At 39.7% G+C, this 19,345-nt stretch carries 17 protein-coding genes; 5 read left to right on the forward strand and 12 right to left on the reverse strand.

From position 1 onward, the window contains the following. Positions 1–147 precede the first annotated feature (147 nt). The 6 genes from DRW42_RS17105 to miaB form a co-directional block, all read right to left on the reverse strand. The gene (locus DRW42_RS17105) at positions 148–1,173 is read right to left on the reverse strand and encodes a sensor histidine kinase (RefSeq protein ID WP_113950056.1); all 1,026 of its coding nucleotides are present in this window, start codon (positions 1,171–1,173) and stop codon (positions 148–150) included. Between the two features lie 132 nt (positions 1,174–1,305). Further along, the gene (gene secG, locus DRW42_RS17110) at positions 1,306–1,671 is read right to left on the reverse strand and encodes a preprotein translocase subunit SecG (RefSeq protein ID WP_113950057.1); all 366 of its coding nucleotides are present in this window, start codon (positions 1,669–1,671) and stop codon (positions 1,306–1,308) included. 16 nt (positions 1,672–1,687) lie between these two features. Next, complete coding sequence (locus DRW42_RS17115; RefSeq protein WP_113950058.1) at positions 1,688–2,815, reverse strand: hypothetical protein; 1,128 nt, start codon at positions 2,813–2,815, stop codon at positions 1,688–1,690. A 75-nt stretch (positions 2,816–2,890) separates the two neighbouring features. Further along, positions 2,891–3,406: an LptE family protein gene (locus DRW42_RS17120; RefSeq protein WP_341866236.1), complete on the reverse strand. Its 516-nt coding sequence runs from the start codon at positions 3,404–3,406 to the stop codon at positions 2,891–2,893. Positions 3,407–3,474: 68 nt separating this feature from the next. After that, complete coding sequence (locus DRW42_RS17125; protein WP_113950060.1) at positions 3,475–4,725, reverse strand: sigma 54-interacting transcriptional regulator; 1,251 nt, start codon at positions 4,723–4,725, stop codon at positions 3,475–3,477. Positions 4,726–4,825: 100 nt separating this feature from the next. Continuing rightward, positions 4,826–6,244: a tRNA (N6-isopentenyl adenosine(37)-C2)-methylthiotransferase MiaB gene (gene miaB / locus DRW42_RS17130; RefSeq protein WP_113950061.1), complete on the reverse strand. Its 1,419-nt coding sequence runs from the start codon at positions 6,242–6,244 to the stop codon at positions 4,826–4,828. A 339-nt stretch (positions 6,245–6,583) separates the two neighbouring features. On the opposite strand from miaB, the gene DRW42_RS17135 reads away from it, so the two are divergent. The 5 genes from DRW42_RS17135 (at position 6,584) to DRW42_RS17155 (ending at position 12,294) form a co-directional block, all read left to right on the forward strand. After that, positions 6,584–6,949 (forward strand): hypothetical protein, encoded by a 366-nt coding sequence (locus DRW42_RS17135; RefSeq protein ID WP_147243772.1) that lies wholly within the window; start codon positions 6,584–6,586, stop codon positions 6,947–6,949. A gap of 113 nt (positions 6,950–7,062) precedes the next feature. Then, positions 7,063–8,850 (forward strand): AsmA family protein, encoded by a 1,788-nt coding sequence (locus DRW42_RS17140; protein ID WP_113950063.1) that lies wholly within the window; start codon positions 7,063–7,065, stop codon positions 8,848–8,850. 66 nt (positions 8,851–8,916) lie between these two features. Continuing rightward, complete coding sequence (locus DRW42_RS17145; protein ID WP_113950064.1) at positions 8,917–10,740, forward strand: hypothetical protein; 1,824 nt, start codon at positions 8,917–8,919, stop codon at positions 10,738–10,740. A gap of 40 nt (positions 10,741–10,780) precedes the next feature. Beyond that, on the forward strand, positions 10,781–11,338 hold the full coding sequence (locus DRW42_RS17150) for a LemA family protein (protein WP_113950065.1): 558 nt from the start codon (positions 10,781–10,783) through the stop codon (positions 11,336–11,338). Beyond that, entirely contained in the window at positions 11,338–12,294 is a 957-nt protein-coding gene (locus tag DRW42_RS17155) for a DUF3137 domain-containing protein (RefSeq protein WP_113950066.1), read from the forward strand. The genes DRW42_RS17150 and DRW42_RS17155 overlap by 1 nt, the downstream gene beginning before the upstream one ends. 123 nt (positions 12,295–12,417) lie before the next feature. Here the strand turns inward: DRW42_RS17155 and DRW42_RS17160 are convergent, their stop codons facing one another. From DRW42_RS17160 to DRW42_RS17185, 6 genes are read right to left on the reverse strand one after another with little or no spacing between them, the layout of a single operon-like run. Further along, entirely contained in the window at positions 12,418–12,783 is a 366-nt protein-coding gene (locus DRW42_RS17160; protein WP_113950067.1) for a response regulator, read from the reverse strand. An 18-nt stretch (positions 12,784–12,801) separates the two neighbouring features. Beyond that, the gene (locus tag DRW42_RS17165) at positions 12,802–13,386 is read right to left on the reverse strand and encodes a chemotaxis protein CheB (protein ID WP_113950068.1); all 585 of its coding nucleotides are present in this window, start codon (positions 13,384–13,386) and stop codon (positions 12,802–12,804) included. Further along, the gene (locus tag DRW42_RS17170; RefSeq protein WP_113950069.1) at positions 13,371–14,189 is read right to left on the reverse strand and encodes a CheR family methyltransferase; all 819 of its coding nucleotides are present in this window, start codon (positions 14,187–14,189) and stop codon (positions 13,371–13,373) included. The genes DRW42_RS17165 and DRW42_RS17170 overlap by 16 nt, the downstream gene beginning before the upstream one ends. Before the next feature lie 4 nt (positions 14,190–14,193). Then, the gene (locus DRW42_RS17175; protein ID WP_113950070.1) at positions 14,194–14,565 is read right to left on the reverse strand and encodes a response regulator; all 372 of its coding nucleotides are present in this window, start codon (positions 14,563–14,565) and stop codon (positions 14,194–14,196) included. A 17-nt stretch (positions 14,566–14,582) separates the two neighbouring features. After that, positions 14,583–18,173 (reverse strand): response regulator, encoded by a 3,591-nt coding sequence (locus DRW42_RS17180; protein ID WP_113950071.1) that lies wholly within the window; start codon positions 18,171–18,173, stop codon positions 14,583–14,585. An 18-nt stretch (positions 18,174–18,191) separates the two neighbouring features. Beyond that, entirely contained in the window at positions 18,192–19,325 is a 1,134-nt protein-coding gene (locus tag DRW42_RS17185; RefSeq protein ID WP_113950072.1) for a sensor histidine kinase, read from the reverse strand. Between the last annotated feature and the right edge of the window lie 20 nt (positions 19,326–19,345).

Genomic DNA, 19,345 nt, shown 5'->3' on the forward strand with positions numbered 1-19,345 from the left:
TAAATAGCTTAAGTTAATAGCATTGGTGGAGACACGAACCAAGGCGAGGGCGTAGGGTTACAAAATTTTTAGCCACAGATGCACAGATTAACACAGATCTGAACTTGTCTCTGTGTCTTTTCTCTTTGCCCTCTGTTGTTAAAAGCACTACCCTCCTTTTTGCAGGGTAAATGCAAAAGTAGTACCAATACCCGGTGTACTCCTCACCGAAATGGTTTGCTGGTGGGCTTCTAAAATGTGTTTAACAATCGCCAGACCCAAACCCGTTCCGCCAACTTCGCGTGCGCGGTGTGTATCAATGCGATAAAAGCGCTCAAAAAGGCGCAATAAGTGCTTTTCTTCAATACCGATACCATTATCGGTAACTTCGATTAAAACCTGATCGTGCAGTTCAAAAATTTTGATTGCGGTTTCGCCACCATCAATGCCATATTTAATACTGTTCACAATTAAATTAATCAGTACCTGACGTACTTTCTCCCTGTCTGCCGAAACTGGTGTTATCGCGGTATATTTATCTTTAAAAAATAATTTGATGTGTTTGGCATTTGCACGGTCTTCCAGGTTTTCCATTACCTCTTTGGCCAGCTGCACAAAATCGAATTTTTGGTAATTAATGGGCGATTCGCCGGTTTCGAGTTTAGAAATTACATCCAGGTCGTTAATCAGGTAACTTAAACGCTCTACGTTGTTTTCTGCCTTTTTTAAAAAAAGAACCGCCTGGTCGGGATCATCTACCAAACAATCCTGCAAAGTTTCGATATATCCCTGAATGGCAAAAAGCGGCGTTTTAAATTCGTGTGAAACATTGGAGAGAAATTCCCTTCTAAATTGTTCCTGCTTTTTCAAAAGATCTATTTCCTTTTTCTTCGCTCCGGCCCATTCCTTTACTTCATTTTCTACATCATTAATCGGATCCGAACTTACATACTCGCCAAGGGCGTCCTTTAAATCTTTTCCCAGTTTAAGGTTATGGATCAGCTTGTAAATAAGCTTGATTTTAGTGTAAATGTATTTTTCGAGCAGGTAATAGAAAACCAGGAAACTGCAAAGAAACGATACCCCGAAAGAAATAGCGAGGTAATACCAGCTGTGCTGAAAATAAAAATTAACCATACCGATAGAAAGTCCAACGGCAAGAGCAGTAAATAAAACCAGCACACTTAATTTCATGCTGCAATTTAAGGCTTTTTATGTTAAATGTGTGTTAACAAGCATTTCTCTATGCATCACAGCCAAAAAATGTTAAAAACCAAAAAAGCTTTCCCTTTTGAGGAAAGCTTTTAAAATCTTATCGATAATTAATTATTTTTTAGTCGAATCGCTTTTAGCCGGTGCCGGTGTTGCGGCAGGTTTAGTGCTGTTCAGGCCGCCTCCAAGCGGAGATGGTGAAGGTGTTTTATCCAAACGCTCCTGAATAGCTGAGTTTCCAACAGCTGCAGAACCACCACTGGTTTTAGCAATTGTAGTAACAGCAAGGGTTAGCACTACTATTGCAGTTAACAAAACCCACGATCCTTTTTCCAAAACATCGCCTGTACGTTGTACACCAAACATGTTACTTGTGCCGCCGCCGGTAGCTAAACCACCACCTTTAGGGTTTTGTATTAAAACAAACAAGCCTAAGGCTACACACGCAATAATTAATAAAATGATTAAAAAGGTTACCATGGTAATATTATATTTTTTAAAATTTCTTTTCTATAGATTGGATAAGGTCGGCAAAGTAACGGCTTTTTTCCGGATATTTCAAACTTAATTTTTTATAAGTATCTATGGCTTTGTGATAAAGCATCTGTTCGATATAAATTTTGGCTAAAGTCTCCGAAACAAGGTCGTAATTATCTTCTGCACTCTTTTTTGCTTTATTTTCGTTATCAATCTGCTCTGGTTTAGGCGGCTTGATTGTTGGATCTTCTTTCAAAAAGCGCTCAATAATTTCTGCACCTTTAACATCCTTTACTTCTGCAGCAGGATATTCGGCCAGATGATCGGCTACCTCAAAAGGCGTCTGGATATGGAAAATATGCTCTACATATTGCTGCTGAAACTCTGCCCGTTCCTGTTGCTGGGTATTTTGCGCTTGTGGCCTTAAATTATTTGGATTTACAGGTGCATAAGGCTGAAAAACCTGTTCGTGTTCTTTACGGGTTTTAGCCAGCCACCATAAAAAGGTATACGGAAGTTTGTCGTCGTTATACTGCGAAACAAAATTCACTTCAGGATCATCAGGTACTACCGTTTCGATGTGTGGCGCATGTGTTACCACTTCGGTACCCATTTTTTTCTCAAAGGCAAAAAAATCAATTGCAGCTACACTTTCGATGAAAGAATCATCAACCGCAGGTGCATCGGTTAAATGGCTATCAGTACCCGGCAGGTGATCCGGTGTTTCTATCTCAACCGCTGGATTTACAGCAGGTAGATCATTTTTAAGCTCTTCAACCTTTTCAGTGTCCTGAATATCATCTGAAACTTCAGTTTCAGCAATTACTTCTTCCAACGAAGTAAGATTTTCATCATTAAGTGATTCTACCTCTTCAAAAACATCCTGCTCTTCGTGTGTATTTTCAGCTACTGCAGCTTCAACATCTTCATTATCAACCGCAACCATATTAAGTACATGGAAGAGTACATGGCCCTGACCATACAAAGCGGCCTTTGGCACAAATGAGGCATTGGCTTTTGCCAGAAGCAGATGGATCGGCTGCGAATAAGGATATTGAGCAACCATTTCCTGCAACATGGATGCATGCTCTGGCCTCACCTTTCCAGGTTGCGCGAGTAAATCTGCCAGTAGCTTTTTGTTATCCATTATCGAAGGTTTGGTGCTAAGTTAAAAAAATGTAGACGGGTTTTTAAAATTTTATCGTGTACAATCCTGCTTTATTTACCATTGTGCAAAGGCACGGTTAAAAATATCTTCGGATAATTGCTTGTTAATGTTCTCGATAGCACCGGGCAATAATGTTTGGATTGGCGCACCTGTTATCGGAAAATCGAAATATTTAGTAAAGCTTTCTTCAAAACTTTCTTTTTCGTGTTCTTTCAGGTTGTTTTTATACTTAACAGAAACGGTAATGGTTAGCCTGTTCGCACCCGAAGTAGGCGTAGCACTATTTTGCAGTGCCACAGGTTTGATCTCGTAACCGGTTATCCTGCCTTCAAAAGAGGCATCGCCTTCTCCTGTTGTTGCAATAATCAGTTTGGTTTGGTTACGGATACGGGTTTTTAACGATTCGGTTACCTGGTTACTTAAGGTAGGCACTACCAGCGGCGCATTGTTCTCGAAGGGACGTATCACCACCGTTTTTAATCCTGTTGTAGAAGCTCCGCTAAATTTATAAGAGCAGGCACTTAATACAGAGGTAAGGAGGATTAAGGCAAATATTTTAATTTTCATCATTATCGAAAATAGATCTGAATTATTAGGGAACGTAATTTGAACAGAATTGATATGTGGCTATAGGTAAATTACAGGTTTAATTCCTTAATCTTCCTGTAAAGCGTACGTTCTGATATGCCCAGCTCCTGCGCGGCAAATTTGCGTTTGCCCTTGTGTTTTTTCAGCGCTTTTTTAATCAGGTCTGATTCTTTATCAACCAATGAAAGCGACTCTTCTACCTCTTCGGCCTCGTGCGCAAAATAATCGTTATTGTTGTTGTTATTGTTTACGTTATTATTTACAGGCGTTGGGTGCTGGATGGTAAAAGCATGTTCCTGCCCTACCGGCAATTCTACATCACGGTATAGCTGATTGATATATTGAGGATTATCAGCTAAAACGGTAGCTGTATTTCCACCATGCTGGATAATTTCGGCAACCAGTTTTTTAAGCTCTACCATATCCTTTTTCATATCAAAAAGTACTTTGTACAAAATATCGCGTTCTGTAAAATCTTCTTTTGACTGAGAATTGATGGCCATTGGCAGATTACTGCCCGCTTCATTAGGAATATAGTTTAAAATAGCCTGTCCGGTAACATTGCGGTCTTTCTCCAACACACAGATTTGCTCGGCAATATTTTTCAACTGACGTACGTTTCCGGGCCAGCTGTAATTGGTTAAAATCTGAATGGCGTCAGGCTCAAGGTGTAAAGCCGGACTACGGTATTTATCGCTAAAATCGGCAGCAAATTTCCTGAACAAGAGGTAAATATCTTCTTTACGTTCCTGTAAAGCCGGAATGCGCAATGGAACGGTATTTAACCTGTAATATAAATCCTCACGGAATTTTCCGTTTTTTACGCGGTTGTATACATCAACATTGGTGGCGGCAATAATACGTACATCTGTTTTTTGAACTTTAGATGAACCTACGCGCAAATATTCGCCGCTTTCTAAAATACGCAATAAACGGGCCTGCGTACCTAAAGGCAGCTCGGCAACTTCATCTAAAAAGATGGTACCACCGTTAGCCACCTCAAAATAACCTTTACGGGCCTCATGTGCACCGGTAAAAGATCCTTTTTCGTGACCAAAAAGCTCCGAATCTATTGTTCCTTCGGGGATAGCACCACAGTTTACGGCAATAAAAGCACCATGTTTACGGGCACTCATTTGATGGATAATCTGCGAGAAAACCTCCTTACCGCTACCACTTTCACCGGTAATCAACACCGACATATCGGTTGGTGCTACCTGGCTTGCAATATCTATGGCACGGTTAAGCAATGGCGAATTGCCAATAATTCCGAACCGCTGTTTAATATTTTGTGTATACATTCTTTAGTGTCAAGTGCCTATCTCTAGTATCAAATAACTAGTATCAAGACTGGGAGTTTCAGGTTATGTTCGCTTTCTGCTTTAGTTTTTTAGCTTTATGCTACGAAACTATTCTTCCGATCAGCGTAGCTGAAGTGCATTTTTCAATAAACACATTTGCGTATTCACCAGGTTTAACGCCTTCAATTGCAGGGAAAATGGCCATTGCGCCATTATCGCCCCTTCCGCAATAATCAAGGTCGGATTTTTTAGAAGTACCTTCAATCAATACGCGAACGGTTTTACCTACCCATTCCTGCAAACGCATTAATGAATGTGCCTGCTGTTTGGCCAAAATTTCGGCTAAACGGCGTTTTTTCACCTCTTCAGGAATATCATCTTCCAGTTTACGGGCAGCTAAAGTTCCCGGCCTTTCCGAATAGGTAAAGTTATAGGCAAAATCATACTGTACATAATCCATCATGCTCAAGGTTTCTTCGTGTTCCTCTTCTGTTTCGGTACAGAAACCTGCGATGATATCGGTAGAAATTGCACAACCCGGAATAATATTACGAATGGCATCAATCCTGTTAATATACCATTCGCGGGTATAAGTTCTGTTCATTAATTCCAATACACGGGTATTTCCGGATTGCACAGGCAGGTGAATATAGTTACAAATGTTATCGTATTTGGCAATGGTATGTAAAACCTCGTCGGTAATATCTTTAGGATGTGAGGTAGAGAACCTTACCCTTAAATCAGGGCTAACCAATGCTGTTTGCGCTAAAAGCTGGGCAAAATTAACGGTTTCGGTACCATCTTCCGAGGCCCAGGTGTACGAATCTACATTCTGTCCTAAAAGGGTAACCTCGCGGTAGCCTGCTTCGAACAATGCTTTTGCTTCTTCAATAATAGAATGGGCATCGCGGCTACGTTCGCGGCCACGGGTAAAAGGAACCACGCAGAAAGAACACATGTTATTGCAACCACGGGTGATGGAAATAAATGCAGTAATTCCGTTGCTGTTTAAACGCACCGGACTGATATCGGCATAGGTTTCTTCGCGTGATAGTAATACGTTTACTGCTTTATGGCCGCTTTCTACCTGTTCAATTAAGTTAGGCAAATCGCGGTAAGCATCAGGCCCAACTACTACATCAACCAAACGTTCTTCTTCCAGAAATTTAGATTTTAAACGTTCGGCCATACAGCCTAAAACCCCCACAATTAGTTTCGGGTTACGGCGTTTTTCTACCCCAAACTGCGATAAACGGTTTCTTACCCTGGTTTCGGCATTTTCGCGGATAGAGCAGGTATTGATGAAAATCACATCGGCCTGGTGGTAATCCCCTGTGGTTTCAAATCCTGTTTCTGAAAGGATAGAAGCAACAATCTCGCTATCAGCAAAATTCATGGCGCAACCATAACTTTCGATGTATAACTTACGGGCATCAGCTTTTACAGGTGTATCTAAAATTAAAGCTTCACCTTGTCTGGCCTCATCGTGCGTCTTATCTGGTACTTGTAAATCAATCATTATTTAAAAACATTTTGGGGATTGCAAAAATACATAAATAAAATTAAAAGTGACAATTTGACATATTTTGTTTAAATGTTTACAGTGGGATTATGATCCTATGACCTTTAACGTTATTGCGAGGAGGAACGACGAAACAATCTTTCATGATGGAGTATATCAACAGCGTTAAGATTGGAAGCGCCATAATAACGTAATTATTAGATCGCTAAAGATTTTTTGAAAATGTAGGGTTCCGTGTATATGGCGGGCTGTAGTCCCGCCCCCGCTTCTGCCCCAATTGAAAAAATTGTGGCATCCCGCTACGGTCGGGTTTACATTACATTTGTTCATGCAGCTATGAGGGGTTTCCGCGCCACCGGCCTAACCAATTTAGCCCTTGGCGAAGCGGTACCCTGCAGGCAGGAGGAACGATGGCCGAAGCGTACAAGCGAAGCAAAGGAACAAACGTTATTGTTTACACTGCCACTGCGCTCCAAAAAACAATTTAACCATCAAGCCATTAGCAATATTCTCACTTTTAGTTTTTTGGAAATGAACGGTCCGGTGTATGTGGCTGGCTGTGGCCCCGCTATCCCTACTGCCGATAGAAAGATCGGCATTCGTCCTATCGGGTTTAGAAACAAAGGAACTGCATTAAGCCGCCAGCATAATAACACAAACACCGTTTTCTATACTGTCCCTGCGCTCCAAAAAACAATTTAACCATCAAGCCATTCAATAATTTTCAATCTTTGGTTTTCACCTTTAGTCTTTTCGCTTTTTATCAAAAAAACCTTTCTCTCTCCCATCTGTTACCTATCGATAAGCCACGAATAATGACAGCTCAACGAAAACACAAAATCTGGACCTGGATAGGAAGTATCCTGGGTATACTGGTATTAATTGTTGCCTTTGGTTCCATGTTTTTAAGTGCCCGGTGGAAACCTATACTTACTGAAAAAATAAAGGATGGTGTTTACAATGGTTCGCATCATTTATACCGGATTGATTTTAAAAGCATTAACCTGAATGTAATTACAGGTAGTTTGGCCCTGCGCGATGTTACCTTAACCCCGGATACTTCGGTTTTCGATAGTCTGAAGAAAAAACAATTGGCACCAGCGCACACTTTCGAGCTAAAATTAAAGAAACTGCAGATTACCCGGGTTGGGATATTAACGGCCTATTTTAAAAAACGGATAGATGTAAGCGAAATCCTGTTACAGCAACCCTCCATCAATATGATTTTTAATAAGGTTACCAAGAAACCGGATACCTTAAAAGATGAAAAATCGCTTTACGAACAGATCTCTAAAACCTTTAAATCGGTACATGTTAAAAGTATTAAAATTGTAGATGCCGATTTCGATTACATCAATAAAACCGCGGCTAAAAAGACGAAAAACTCCATTAAACACCTTGATATTACGGTTAACGATTTTTTATTGGATTCGTTATCGGGCAGCGATACCACAAGGTTTTACTACACGAAAGATGTGTCTTTTCAACTGACTGGCTATAAATCGGTTACAAAAGACAAAATGTATTCGATGAAAGTTGATACGGTTAAAGGCTCTACCTCATCCAAAAAAATAATAGTTAAGGGCTTTAAACTAACTCCCTTATATGATGAACTTACCTTTGCCCGCAAATATAAAATCCAGAAAGACCGCTATAATTTAGCTTTTGAAAAAATAGAATTTAATGGTGTCGATTTTATCGGTTTAAATACCAACCAGCAGCTGCATGCAAAATCGTTAAGAATCGGTCCGGCAAATGTAGAAGTGTTCATGAGTCGCGAATCGCCACCGCCGCCGGGTCTTGATAAAGGCCAGAATTATCCGCACATGGCTTTAAAACGATTAAATATCCCAACCTTAATTGATACAGTTAAACTTCGTAATGTAAACGTGAAGTATTCGGAGTTTAATCCCGCCAGTAAAAAAACCGGATCGGTTAATTTTAAAGCCCTCACCGGTAATATTTTCAATGTAACCAACGATAGTGTTCAGCTCACCAAAAAGAGCCATGCTATTGCCGATTTAAATACCCTTTTAATGGGCGCAGGCAAATTGAACGTAAAAATAGATTTTAATCTTACGGATAACAATGGCGCATTTACCTACAGTGGCAATATGGGCAAATTTGACCTTAAAAACCTCAATCCGCTATCAAAATCGCTGGGCTTGATCGAAATAGAAAGTGGCGATATACAACATATTGATTTTAAGGCGAGCGGAAATTTACGATCGGCAACAGGATCGATGAATATGCTTTACAATAATTTGAAGGTAAAACTGCTTTCGGATAATATTGATGGCGAAGGCACTAAGGAAAAAGGCTTTCTGTCTTTCCTGGCAAATACCATTTTGGTTAAAAATGAAAACCCACAAAAAGGTGAAGCACCCAGAACGGCAAATATGACCAATACAAGGATTAATTCAGGCTCATTTTTTAACCTGATGTGGAAGACTGTTTTTGTGGGTATAAAGGATATTGTTGGCGTGGGCATTGTTCCCGAAAAAAATCCGGTAAAACAGCAAAAAGTAATTGCCAAAAAAATAAGGGAGCAAAAACGGGCAGACAGGAAAGCTGCGAGAAAAGCAAAACGGGAAAAAAACTAAGGCACATTTCTAAAATATGTCATATAACCGTATATTGCTGATAAAACACCGCATGCCCTATTGTTAATGCCTGATACTAAAAGATACCCTTATAAAGTTTTTAAATGGATTGCAGGCATATTGCTTGGTATATTTATTTTACTTGCCGGTATAACATGGTTTCTTAATGTAAAATCGAGGCCGATATTAACGGATAGGATTAAAACACTACTTTATAAATCTACAGATAGTTTATACACCATAAGCTTTACCACGGTATCAACCAATGTGGTTACAGGAAATGCCACTTTACAAAATGTAAAGATTACACCCGATACCAATCGTTTTAAACAATTGATTGCCCTAAAAAGGGCTCCGAATAACCTGTATACAGTTTCTTTAAAAAAACTGGTGGTAAAACACTTTCATCCCTTAACCCTTTACCGCGAAAAAAAACTCCAGATCGGAGAAATTATTTTTGATAAACCGGAGGTAACCATGGTTAACCAGCAGTTTGCCTTTAACGAAGGCCGTGCGCCCCGACCAATAAATTCGCCCTACGATATCATTTCCAAAAACCTGAAAGAGTTTAGCATTAAAACTATCCGCTTTAAGGATGTAGGCTTTAAATACGTGAATAAAAATGTACCCAATTCTGTTCCTTTCGATATCGACGACCTGAATATCACCTTAACAGATTTACTGGTCGATTCTACTTCTGCCGACGATCCCAAACGTTTTTACCTGTTGAAAGATATCGTAATTAACCTGAACAACTACGTATACCATACACCTGATAAAATGTACGATATTAAGGTGGAAAAACTGGATTTCAGGGCTACAACGGGCAAATTAAGGATTAATAGTTTTGCCCTCGTTCCTTTACATGATGAAATGCAATTCGGTAAAGTGGCAGGTTACGCCCGCGAACGTTTTGATATTGGCATGAAGGATATTATGCTAAACGGGATAGATTTACCACTATATATCAGCAAACAAGAGCTTTGGGCTAAAGAAATGGCAATTTCTAATGGTCATATCTCTGTTTTTAATCAAAATGGGATCAAAAGTAAACCCCAGGAAAATAAGATAGGTAAATTTCCGCATCAGCTTTTGCAGTTACTTAAAGCCCCTATATTGGTACAAAAAATACAGCTGAAAGACGTAAATATCAATTATGCGGTGTATAACAGTGCGAGCAACCAACGCGGACAAATTAGTTTTGAAAATACATCGGGAATTATAAAAAATGCCACCAACCTCGATAAGATCAAAGCCATAAACCCCATTATGGAGGTTAACCTGAATACTTACCTGTTTGGACAGGGGAAACTCGACGTAAACTTCAAATTTAACCTTACCGCAAAAGATGGTGAATTTTCTTATAACGGGGTGCTTCATAATTTTAATGCAAGGGTGTTAAACCAGATTACCAAACCACTCGGGCTTGTTCGCATAAACCGGGGCAATGTTGACAAGCTGAAATTCGACTTTAAAGCGAACGATTTTGGCGCTAATGGAACGGTTGCCTTTTCATATTACGATCTTTCTGTGGCATTGATGAAGAACGACCCGACAAAAGATCACCTAGTTACACGTGGTTTTCTGTCTTTTTTGGCGAATGCCCTCATCATTAAATCTGAAAATCCGGGAGCAGATGGCAAATTAATACCGGTTGATGTTAACTATAGCAGACCTGCCAATACTTCGTTTTTTAACCTGATCTGGAGGAGCCTTTTTACAGGCATAAAGTATAGCATCGGCATCACCGAAGAGAAGCAGCAAGAAGTACGTAAACATATTGCCAATTTTAAGGCCATGCGGGCCAGTCATAATTTAAGGGTACAAAAAAGAATGGAACGCCGCCTGAAAAAAGAACGCGAGCAAAATGAAAACGTTAAGATTTTGTAACCTTTTCTTATATTTATTCTCTAAATCCAAACGCTAAATTATGATCATCGTTATTATTATTCTTGTTGTTATATTCCTCATTGGCATTTTCTTCTACAATTTGCTAATTGCAAAGAAAAACCAGGTTATTAATGCATTCTCTGCCATTGATGTAATGCTCAAAAAACGTTTCGATCTTATCCCGAACCTTGTTGAAGTGGTAAAGCAATACACCAATTATGAGCAGGGTACATTAACCAAAATAGTTGAGCTGAGATCAAGAGCTACATCAGGGAATATCAGCAATGCAGAAAAGGCAGAATTAGATGCCCAGTTAAGCAGCAGTGTAAAAGGTTTAATGGTAAATATAGAAAACTACCCTGATTTAAAATCCAATACCAATTTTATTAACCTGCAAAGCACCTGGACAGAGAGCGAAGAACAAATTGCAGCAGCCAGAAGAACATACAATTCGGCTGTTACAGATTATAATAACTCAATTATGATGTTTCCGGGTAGCCTTTTTGCCGGCATGTTAAATTTCCAGCCTATCGCTGTGTTAGAGACCGCCGCAGAAGAGCGTAAAAACATCAGCGCCAAAGAGCTTTTTAACAATTAATGGCCTTAGGTATCGAAAGCAATACAGCCTTACAACAGGTTTTGGCTGGAATGGAGGATCAGCGTAAAAACATTGCCTCCGGTCAGAAAAAGGGCTATCTTTTTATTGCAGGTGGTGTAGCTATACTAATTCTTTCCTTCGTTTTGGGTTTCCCTATCCCTGGTTTTATAGGTATTGTGGCCTTAGGCATATTTGGGGGTATAAAACTCTCCAGTGCTTACTCAGAACAAAGTATATACCGTAATCAATACAAGCGCGATGTAATAGGTGCGGCGCTAAAATTTTTAGATCAAAGCCTTACCATAACGCCAAATAGTGGTATCGGGGAGCACGAGTTCAGGCATTGTCAACTTTTCAACACCGACCCTGATCGTTACAGTACCGAAGATCTGGTAACGGGCACCGCTGGTAAAACAGATTTTTATTTTGCAGAGGTACACGCGGAATATAAAACTGTTACCCAAACCAAAAACGGAACAAGAACCGAATGGCACGAAATTTTTAAAGGGATTATTTTTGTAGCAGATTTTAATAAAAACTTTAATGGTGTTACTGTAGTGAGACCGAAAGATTTCGGTGCAGCACTGGGGGCCTGGTTTTCGAAGAATGTTTTTTCGTTCGGCGGTAATGATGTGGTTAAACTGGAAAATACTGATTTCGATAAGACTTTTGTAACACATGGATCAGATCAGGTTGAAGCCAGATATATCCTTACCCCCGTGATGATGGAGCGGATATTAAACCTCAACCATCAATCTAAATATACCATCAGTTTATCCTTTATCGGATCGAGGATGTACATTGCTTTTCCGCTTGAAAGAAATTATTTCGAAGCCCCGGTTTTTAAGTCTTTACTAGATCCTACCATTATGGATGAAGACATTACCGTAATTAAATTTATGTACGATATTGTTAAAGAACTCGATTTGAATACAAGAATTTGGGGGAAGGCTTAAATGATTGCTTAGTTAATAAAGCCGAAAGTCAAGGGGAAACCTCGGAAGTTTAGTAAAGCCCTTACCTAGACTAACGAAATTCGCTCAACGCACAGGCTATTTTAAATTTCGTGAGTCTTACTGCTAACTCAAATGTTTCTTCACAATCTCTTCAAGCGCAGCAATATCAAAAGGTTTAGATAAATAACTATCGGCCCCCGCTTCATCCGCCAATGATGAAATGTCGTTATTTGCAGAAAAATAAATCACCGGGATATGCTTTAAATCCGGATGGCTTTTTAGGGCCTTTGTAGCCTGTATGCCTCCCAAATCGGGCAACCAGTTATCCATAAAAATCAGATCGGGCATATATTCGGCCACCTGTTCTTCTATATTGTTGGCATTTTCAGATGTTTTGATTTCATAACCTGCATCTTCCAAAATAAATGTACATAAATCAAGGATATCCCTGTTATCATCAAAAACAAACACCTTTTTTGCAACTGTCATATTACCTCCGAAAGCAAATTAATCATTTAAATTATTTATAAAATCAGCCATCTCATGGCTGTCCAGTATTACATGTGGCCTTACACCCAGTACCGCCTGTTGGGGCATGTACGGCATTATGGCTGTATTTGGATTTTGTATAACCACTTTACCCCCATAATTGTTTACACTTTTTAATCCTTCTACCCCATCAGCATTGGAACCCGAAAGTAAAATACATACTACTTTTTCCTTAAACACCTCTGCTGCTGCCTGAAAGGTAACATCGATAGAGGGGCGTGAATAGTTCACTTTTTCTGAATAATCAAGCGAAATACTGCCGTCATCCTCAATCAGTGTATGGTAATCTGCAGGGGCAATAAAAACCTTCCCCGCGGTTAAAAATTCTTTTTCTTCGGCCTCTCTAACTTTTAATTTGGTACGACTCTGTAACAGATCGGTTAAGAGCGACTCGTTACTGGCCTTACGGTGTACCACCAATACAATCGGAAAATTGAGATCGTTTTTTAAATTAGGGAAAATTTCGAGCAACACATCCAAACTACCAGCCGAACCACCGATAATTAATGCCGCACAGGAACCAGATTTTACAGTTTGCGCCATATTTTCTCCAGTCTTATGCGTTTATACTCTTTGGCTTTTGGCCAAAACTCAAGGCTTTCCTTACTTCCCAGGGCAAGATAGCCCAATTTTTCGATGCTTCCATCGAATAAGTTAAATACTTTGTGCTGTAGCTCTTTATCGAAATAAATTAACACATTTCTACATAAAATAAGCTGAAATTCGTTAAAAGAATGATCAGATACCAGGTTATGTGTAGAAAAAATCATTTTACTGTTCAAAGTTTCGTCGAACTTGGCCAGCGAATAATTTGCAGTATAATAAGTAGAAAAATCTTTTAGCCCTCCTGATTGCAGGTAATTTTCAGAATACTGTTTCAGATAATTAAGCGGAAACATTCCTTTTTTTGCCTTATCCAGTACTGATGGATTAATATCGGTAGCATAAATAAGCGATTTGTTAAGCAGGTTGAGTTCCTTTAAAACTATGGCAAGCGAATAAGCCTCTTCTCCTGTAGAACAGCCTGCCACCCAAATCCTGATAAAGGGGTAAGTACCCAAAACAGGGAGCACATCTTCTCTTAATGCCTTATAAAACGAAGGATCGCGGAACATTTCGGTCACATTAACCGTAATTTCTTCTAAAAACCGCTTAAAATACTGCTTATCTGTTTTAACTGTATAACGGAATTCGGCAAAACTTACAAAGTTATCCAATGCGTAAAGGCGGGTAATCCTCCTTTTAATCGATGCATGCGAATATTCAAGAAAATCGTAGCCATGAGTTTCCAGAACATCGTTTAACAGGAGTTCTACCTGTTCATTATCTATCGCATCACTTATCACTATTTTATTTTGTAAATTTTTCTATCTGGATCAATAATTCGTCAACATTTATTGGTTTTGAAACATATCCTGATGCTCCTGCTGATAAACAACGCTCCCTATCGCCTACCATGGCCTGCGCAGTAACGGCCAATACCGGAATATCCTGCATTTTAGGCGATTTTTTCATGGCTGCAATGGCCTGATAACCATCCATATCGGGCATCATCATATCCATTAAAACGATAGCAACGTTATTTTGCTTTTCCATAATAGAAAAGCCTTCTTTGGCACTTATAGCAGATAAACAATCAAAACCCTTGGCCTTTAAAACAGCTTTTAAAGCGAAAATGTTTCGGTTATCATCATCAATAATGAGAATTAATTTTTGAGGCATACTTTAATAAAAATGGGTTATGATTTATGGTGGTTTTCGTAAAGCCAAACACGTAATAAAGAAATCAGCTGGTCCATATCAACGGGTTTACTGATATAGTCGGATGCGCCCGCAGCAATGCATTTTTCACGGTCGCCCATCATTGCTTTTGCAGTTACCGCTAAAATAGGCAGGTTCCGGTATTTGATATCCTGCCTGATCGCCGTTGTGGTTTCGTAACCATCCAGCTCCGGCATCATCATATCCATTAAAACCACATCAACTTCAGGGTTTTCGTTTAATAATTTTAGTGCTTCTTTACCATCTGTTGCAGCTATTACCTTCATTTGGTGTTGCTCTAACATTTTGGTAAGCGAAAAGATATTCCGCACATCATCATCGGCTACCAAAACGGTTTTACCCACCAGTACATCCTGCAGTTCGGAGAATTTTTTAGGCGCTTTAGTTTTTTCCTTACTTTTTTCTTCAACCAGGTGAAGGAACAAGCCTGCTTCATCCAAAATACGCTGATAAGAATGTGCTGTTTTTACCACGATAGAATCAGCATATTGTTTAATGCGGTTTTCTTCGCCTTTTGAAAGGTTTTTACCTGTAAAAATAATAATCGGAAGGTTTTCCAATCCAGGCGTTTTCTTCACCACCTCAAGCGTTTCGTAAGCATGTTTATCCGGAATACCCATATCCAGAATTACACAGTTAACCTCTGGTTTATGTAATGCCGAAACACCTTCCTGTACCTGGTTCACAATCTCTGTCTGGATATTAAAGTTGCTTAAAAAGTAGCTTAATGCTTTGGCATGCTGCTCATTTTCTTCAACAATAAGCACTTTTTTAGGGTGACGGCTCAGCGCATGTTCCAGTTTAGAAAAAATTTCCTGCATGTGCTCAAAAGCAAAAGGTTTGTTGATAAAATCAACTGCTCCTTTTAACAAACTTTCTTTTTTAACCTGTAGCGATGACATGATGTGTACCGGGATCGGCCGGGTTTCAGGATCTGATTTTAACTCCTCCATTACCTGCCAGCCATCTTTAACCGGTAACTGAATATCGAGCAGAATGGCCAGTGGTTTATAATTTTTCGCCATTTCTATACCCACATCACCACGTACGGCAACCAAACCTTTATAATTTCTTTTGCGTGTAAAATCTAAAAGTGTTTTGGCAAAAGGGGTATCATCCTCCACAATTAAAATTACTTTGTCATCGGGCTCGATATTATCACGGTCGTCTTCAATTTCCTGCGGAATATTGGCCACAGTTAAATTACTTGCCTTTTTAACAACGGGTTCGGCAGGCGGAGCAATTACAGGTTTCTCAAAATTACTTACTACACCATCGAAACCCTTGTTTTTGTCGATCGGAAGGGTTAATGTAAAAATACTGCCTTCGCCCTCTGTGCTTTTTAAATCGATGTAACCGCCCAGCAATTTGGCGAGCTCGCGGCTAATGGATAGTCCAAGGCCTGTACCACCAAATTTACGGCGTGTAGAGCCATCTGCCTGTTGAAAGGCTTCGAACACCATTCCCTGCTTATCAGGAGCAATACCAACACCAGTGTCGGTAACTTTGAAGACCAATGCACCTAACTTCTCATTTTTACTGATGTTAAGGGTTACCGAACCTACGGTTGTAAATTTAATGGCATTTGATAGCAGGTTTTTGATAATCTGCTCCAAACGCATTTTATCGGTATGGAAAAACTCAGGTACTTCTGCTGATTTATCGACAACAAAATTGAGGTTTCGCTCTTTCGCCAGGGGATTAAATAACGAACGCATATTGAGGATGATCTCATCAATTTTGATGTTTGTCCTGTCCAGTTCCATTTTACCGGCCTCGATTTTAGAAAGATCCAGAATCTCATCAATCAAACTTAATAAACCCTGACCTGAACTCTGGATAACCTCCGCATATTCCTGATGCTCGCGGTCCATTGCTTCATTTTCGGCCATTAAACGCGATAACAGCAAGATAGAGTTAAGCGGTGTTCTTAACTCGTGCGACATGTTAGCCAAAAATTCCGATTTATATCTCGTACTTAGTTCCAGTGCTTCTGCTTTCTGCTGTATTTCGATATTTCTTTCTTCAATCAGTTCATTTTTCTCTTCCAGCAAACTGCTTCTTTCCTCCAGTTCCTGGTTGCTTTGCAGCAGTTCTTCCTGTTGTACACGTAATTCCTCTTCGCTGGCCTGAAGTTTCTGCGCCTGTGCTTCAAGTTCGGCATTTAATCCTTCCAGTTCGTTATGCTGTACCTGTAACTCTTCTGATTGTGCCTGGGTTTCTTCCAGCAGTTGTTGCAATTTCTGACGGTTCTGAGCGCCCAGCAATGCAGTACCCACATCAGATAATACAAGATTTAAAAAGTGCAGTTGCAGGTCGCTGTATTTACCAATGGTACCCAGCTCTAACCCACCGATAGAAATTTCGTTCCTGATAATCGGCAATACAATTAACTGAGCAGGTTTAATATTACCGGTGGCATGAGTAATCGATAATTCGTTCTGTGGTACATCTTCCAGCAGGATCGATTTACCGGTTTTAACCACCTGACCAATCAATCCCTGCCCAATTTCAAGGCTTTCAGTCAAATTTTGCCCTTTTAAAGCGTACTGACCTTTTAAATGCAGGTAACCGTCGTCTTTAAATAAGTAAAGTGCACCAATCTGGCTTTTGGTATAATTGGCCAGAAATTCGATAATATCTTCGGCAAGATGGAAAACATCTTTTTCGCCAACCATTTTTACGTTCAGGTTTGCCACTCCCGTTTGCAGCCATTCATTTTCTTCAAGCGTATCAAAAGATTTTTTCAATGAAAACGACATGGTATTCAACGACTCAGACAGCTCGCCGATGTCATCCTGTGTCTGGCTATCGAGTTTTACGCCATAATTACCATTTGAAATCTGATAGGCAATTTCTTTAATGGCCACAATGCGTTTTTCCATCTCATATTTTTTATCCTCAATTTCCTTTTGGAGCTTAACACGTTCATCAAAATCAATGGATACTTTTCTGTAGAAAAACAAGGTAATGAGTATAGCCAGAATAGCTGCAATCAGAATCAGGATCGGTGTGTAGGAAGTAAGTTTATTTAATTCTGCCGTACGTGTTTCAAGCAGTCGGCGTTCTTCTTTTACCATGCGGTTAACCACATTACGGGCCTGATCCATATAGGTTTTGCCCTGTAAAAGCACCGTTGGATCGATCTGTCCGCCCAGCGATTTAATTTCGATCGTTGAGGTAATTATATTGAGCCTGCGCGATAAAATATTTCTTAGTTCGGCAACATTTTTCTGTTGAATCGGATTATCCTTAGTTTGCGCCTCGATACGGTTCAAGGTAGCCATTGCAGTATCGGTAGAACCATAGTAAGGTTGTAAAAACAGCTTATTACCGGTTAAAAGATAACCCCGCTGTCCGGTTTCTGCATCTTTTAAGGTAGAAATCACCCCTTCGGTATTCAGGATCACTTCATCACTATGTTTTACCAGGTCTGTGCTTTTAATCAGGTTGCTAATGCTTATATACGAAGCCAGCGAACTGATAAAGAGAATAATTAGCGATAAGCCGAGGCCCAAACGTAAATTATTTTTAAGAGTTGTTTTCATTATATTAATTAAGGATAATTAGATCTGGTTTTTAAGGATTTCTTCTTCTGTAGTGGGAACGATAAAATAAAATTCCGATCCTTCATCAGGCACACTGTTTACGCCAATGGTGCCGCCGTGGCGGTTGATAATTTCTGAACAGATGTATAAACCGATGCCCAGGCCGTTAAAACGGTTGCTGTTTTCTTCTACACGGTAAAATTTATCGAATATTTTATTCTGCTGTTCTTTAGATATGCCGATGCCGAAATCTTTTACAGCGAGGTAAAGTTTTTCATCTTTGATATTAATGGTTACATTAACCTGATTGGTGCCTGGCGCATATTTAATGGCATTTGTAATAAAATTAATTACCACCTGTTCCAGGCGCATTTCATCGCCAAAAATAATCTCGTCGGATTTGCCGATTTTAGTGATCTTAAAATCAGGATTTGATTGCTGCAACATTTCGATGGCGTTGTTTACCATATTATCGGCACAGAAGCTTTTCATGTTAAACTTCATCTTACCGCTTTCAATTTTAGAAATATCGAGCAGGTCAACAATCAGGTCGTTAAGTTTTTCGAGCTGTATACTGGCTTTTTCGAGATGGTTTTGCGCCATCGTTTTATCATCCCTGTTCAGGCTTCTCTGCAACAGCTGGATATAACCTTTTACGCTGGTTAGGGGTGTTTTTAGCTCATGGCTGGCGATGCTGATAAATTCGTCCTTTTTATGTTCGGCCTGTTTACGGAATTCGATTTCTTCGAGCAGTTTTTCCTGCACCTCGTTCAGTTTTCTGTTCTGTTCGTAAATGCGGTAAAACGTTTTGATTTTAAGCAGCAGCACATTGATATCAACAGGTTTGGTAATGTAGTCTAAACCACCACTCAGATATCCTTTGGTGATAAATTTCAGCTCGGTATTTACGGCCGAAAGAAAAATTATTGCTGTATCTTTTGCCTTGCTGAACCCCGATATGGCCTCTGCCACTTCGAAGCCATCCATATCTGGCATCTGCACATCCAGAATAATCAGGACATAATTGTTTTTCAGCACTTTTTTCAGTGCCTCTTCGCCAGATGATGCGGTATCAACTTCAAAATTGTGTGCCTGTAGTACTTTTTGTAACGAGATCAGGTTTTCGGGCCTGTCATCAACTATAAGGATCATCTTTATTAAAACAAATAAGA

Origin of the sequence: Pedobacter miscanthi, from assembly GCF_003315595.1 — a bacterium.
In the GTDB taxonomy this organism is placed as follows: domain Bacteria; phylum Bacteroidota; class Bacteroidia; order Sphingobacteriales; family Sphingobacteriaceae; genus Pedobacter; species Pedobacter miscanthi.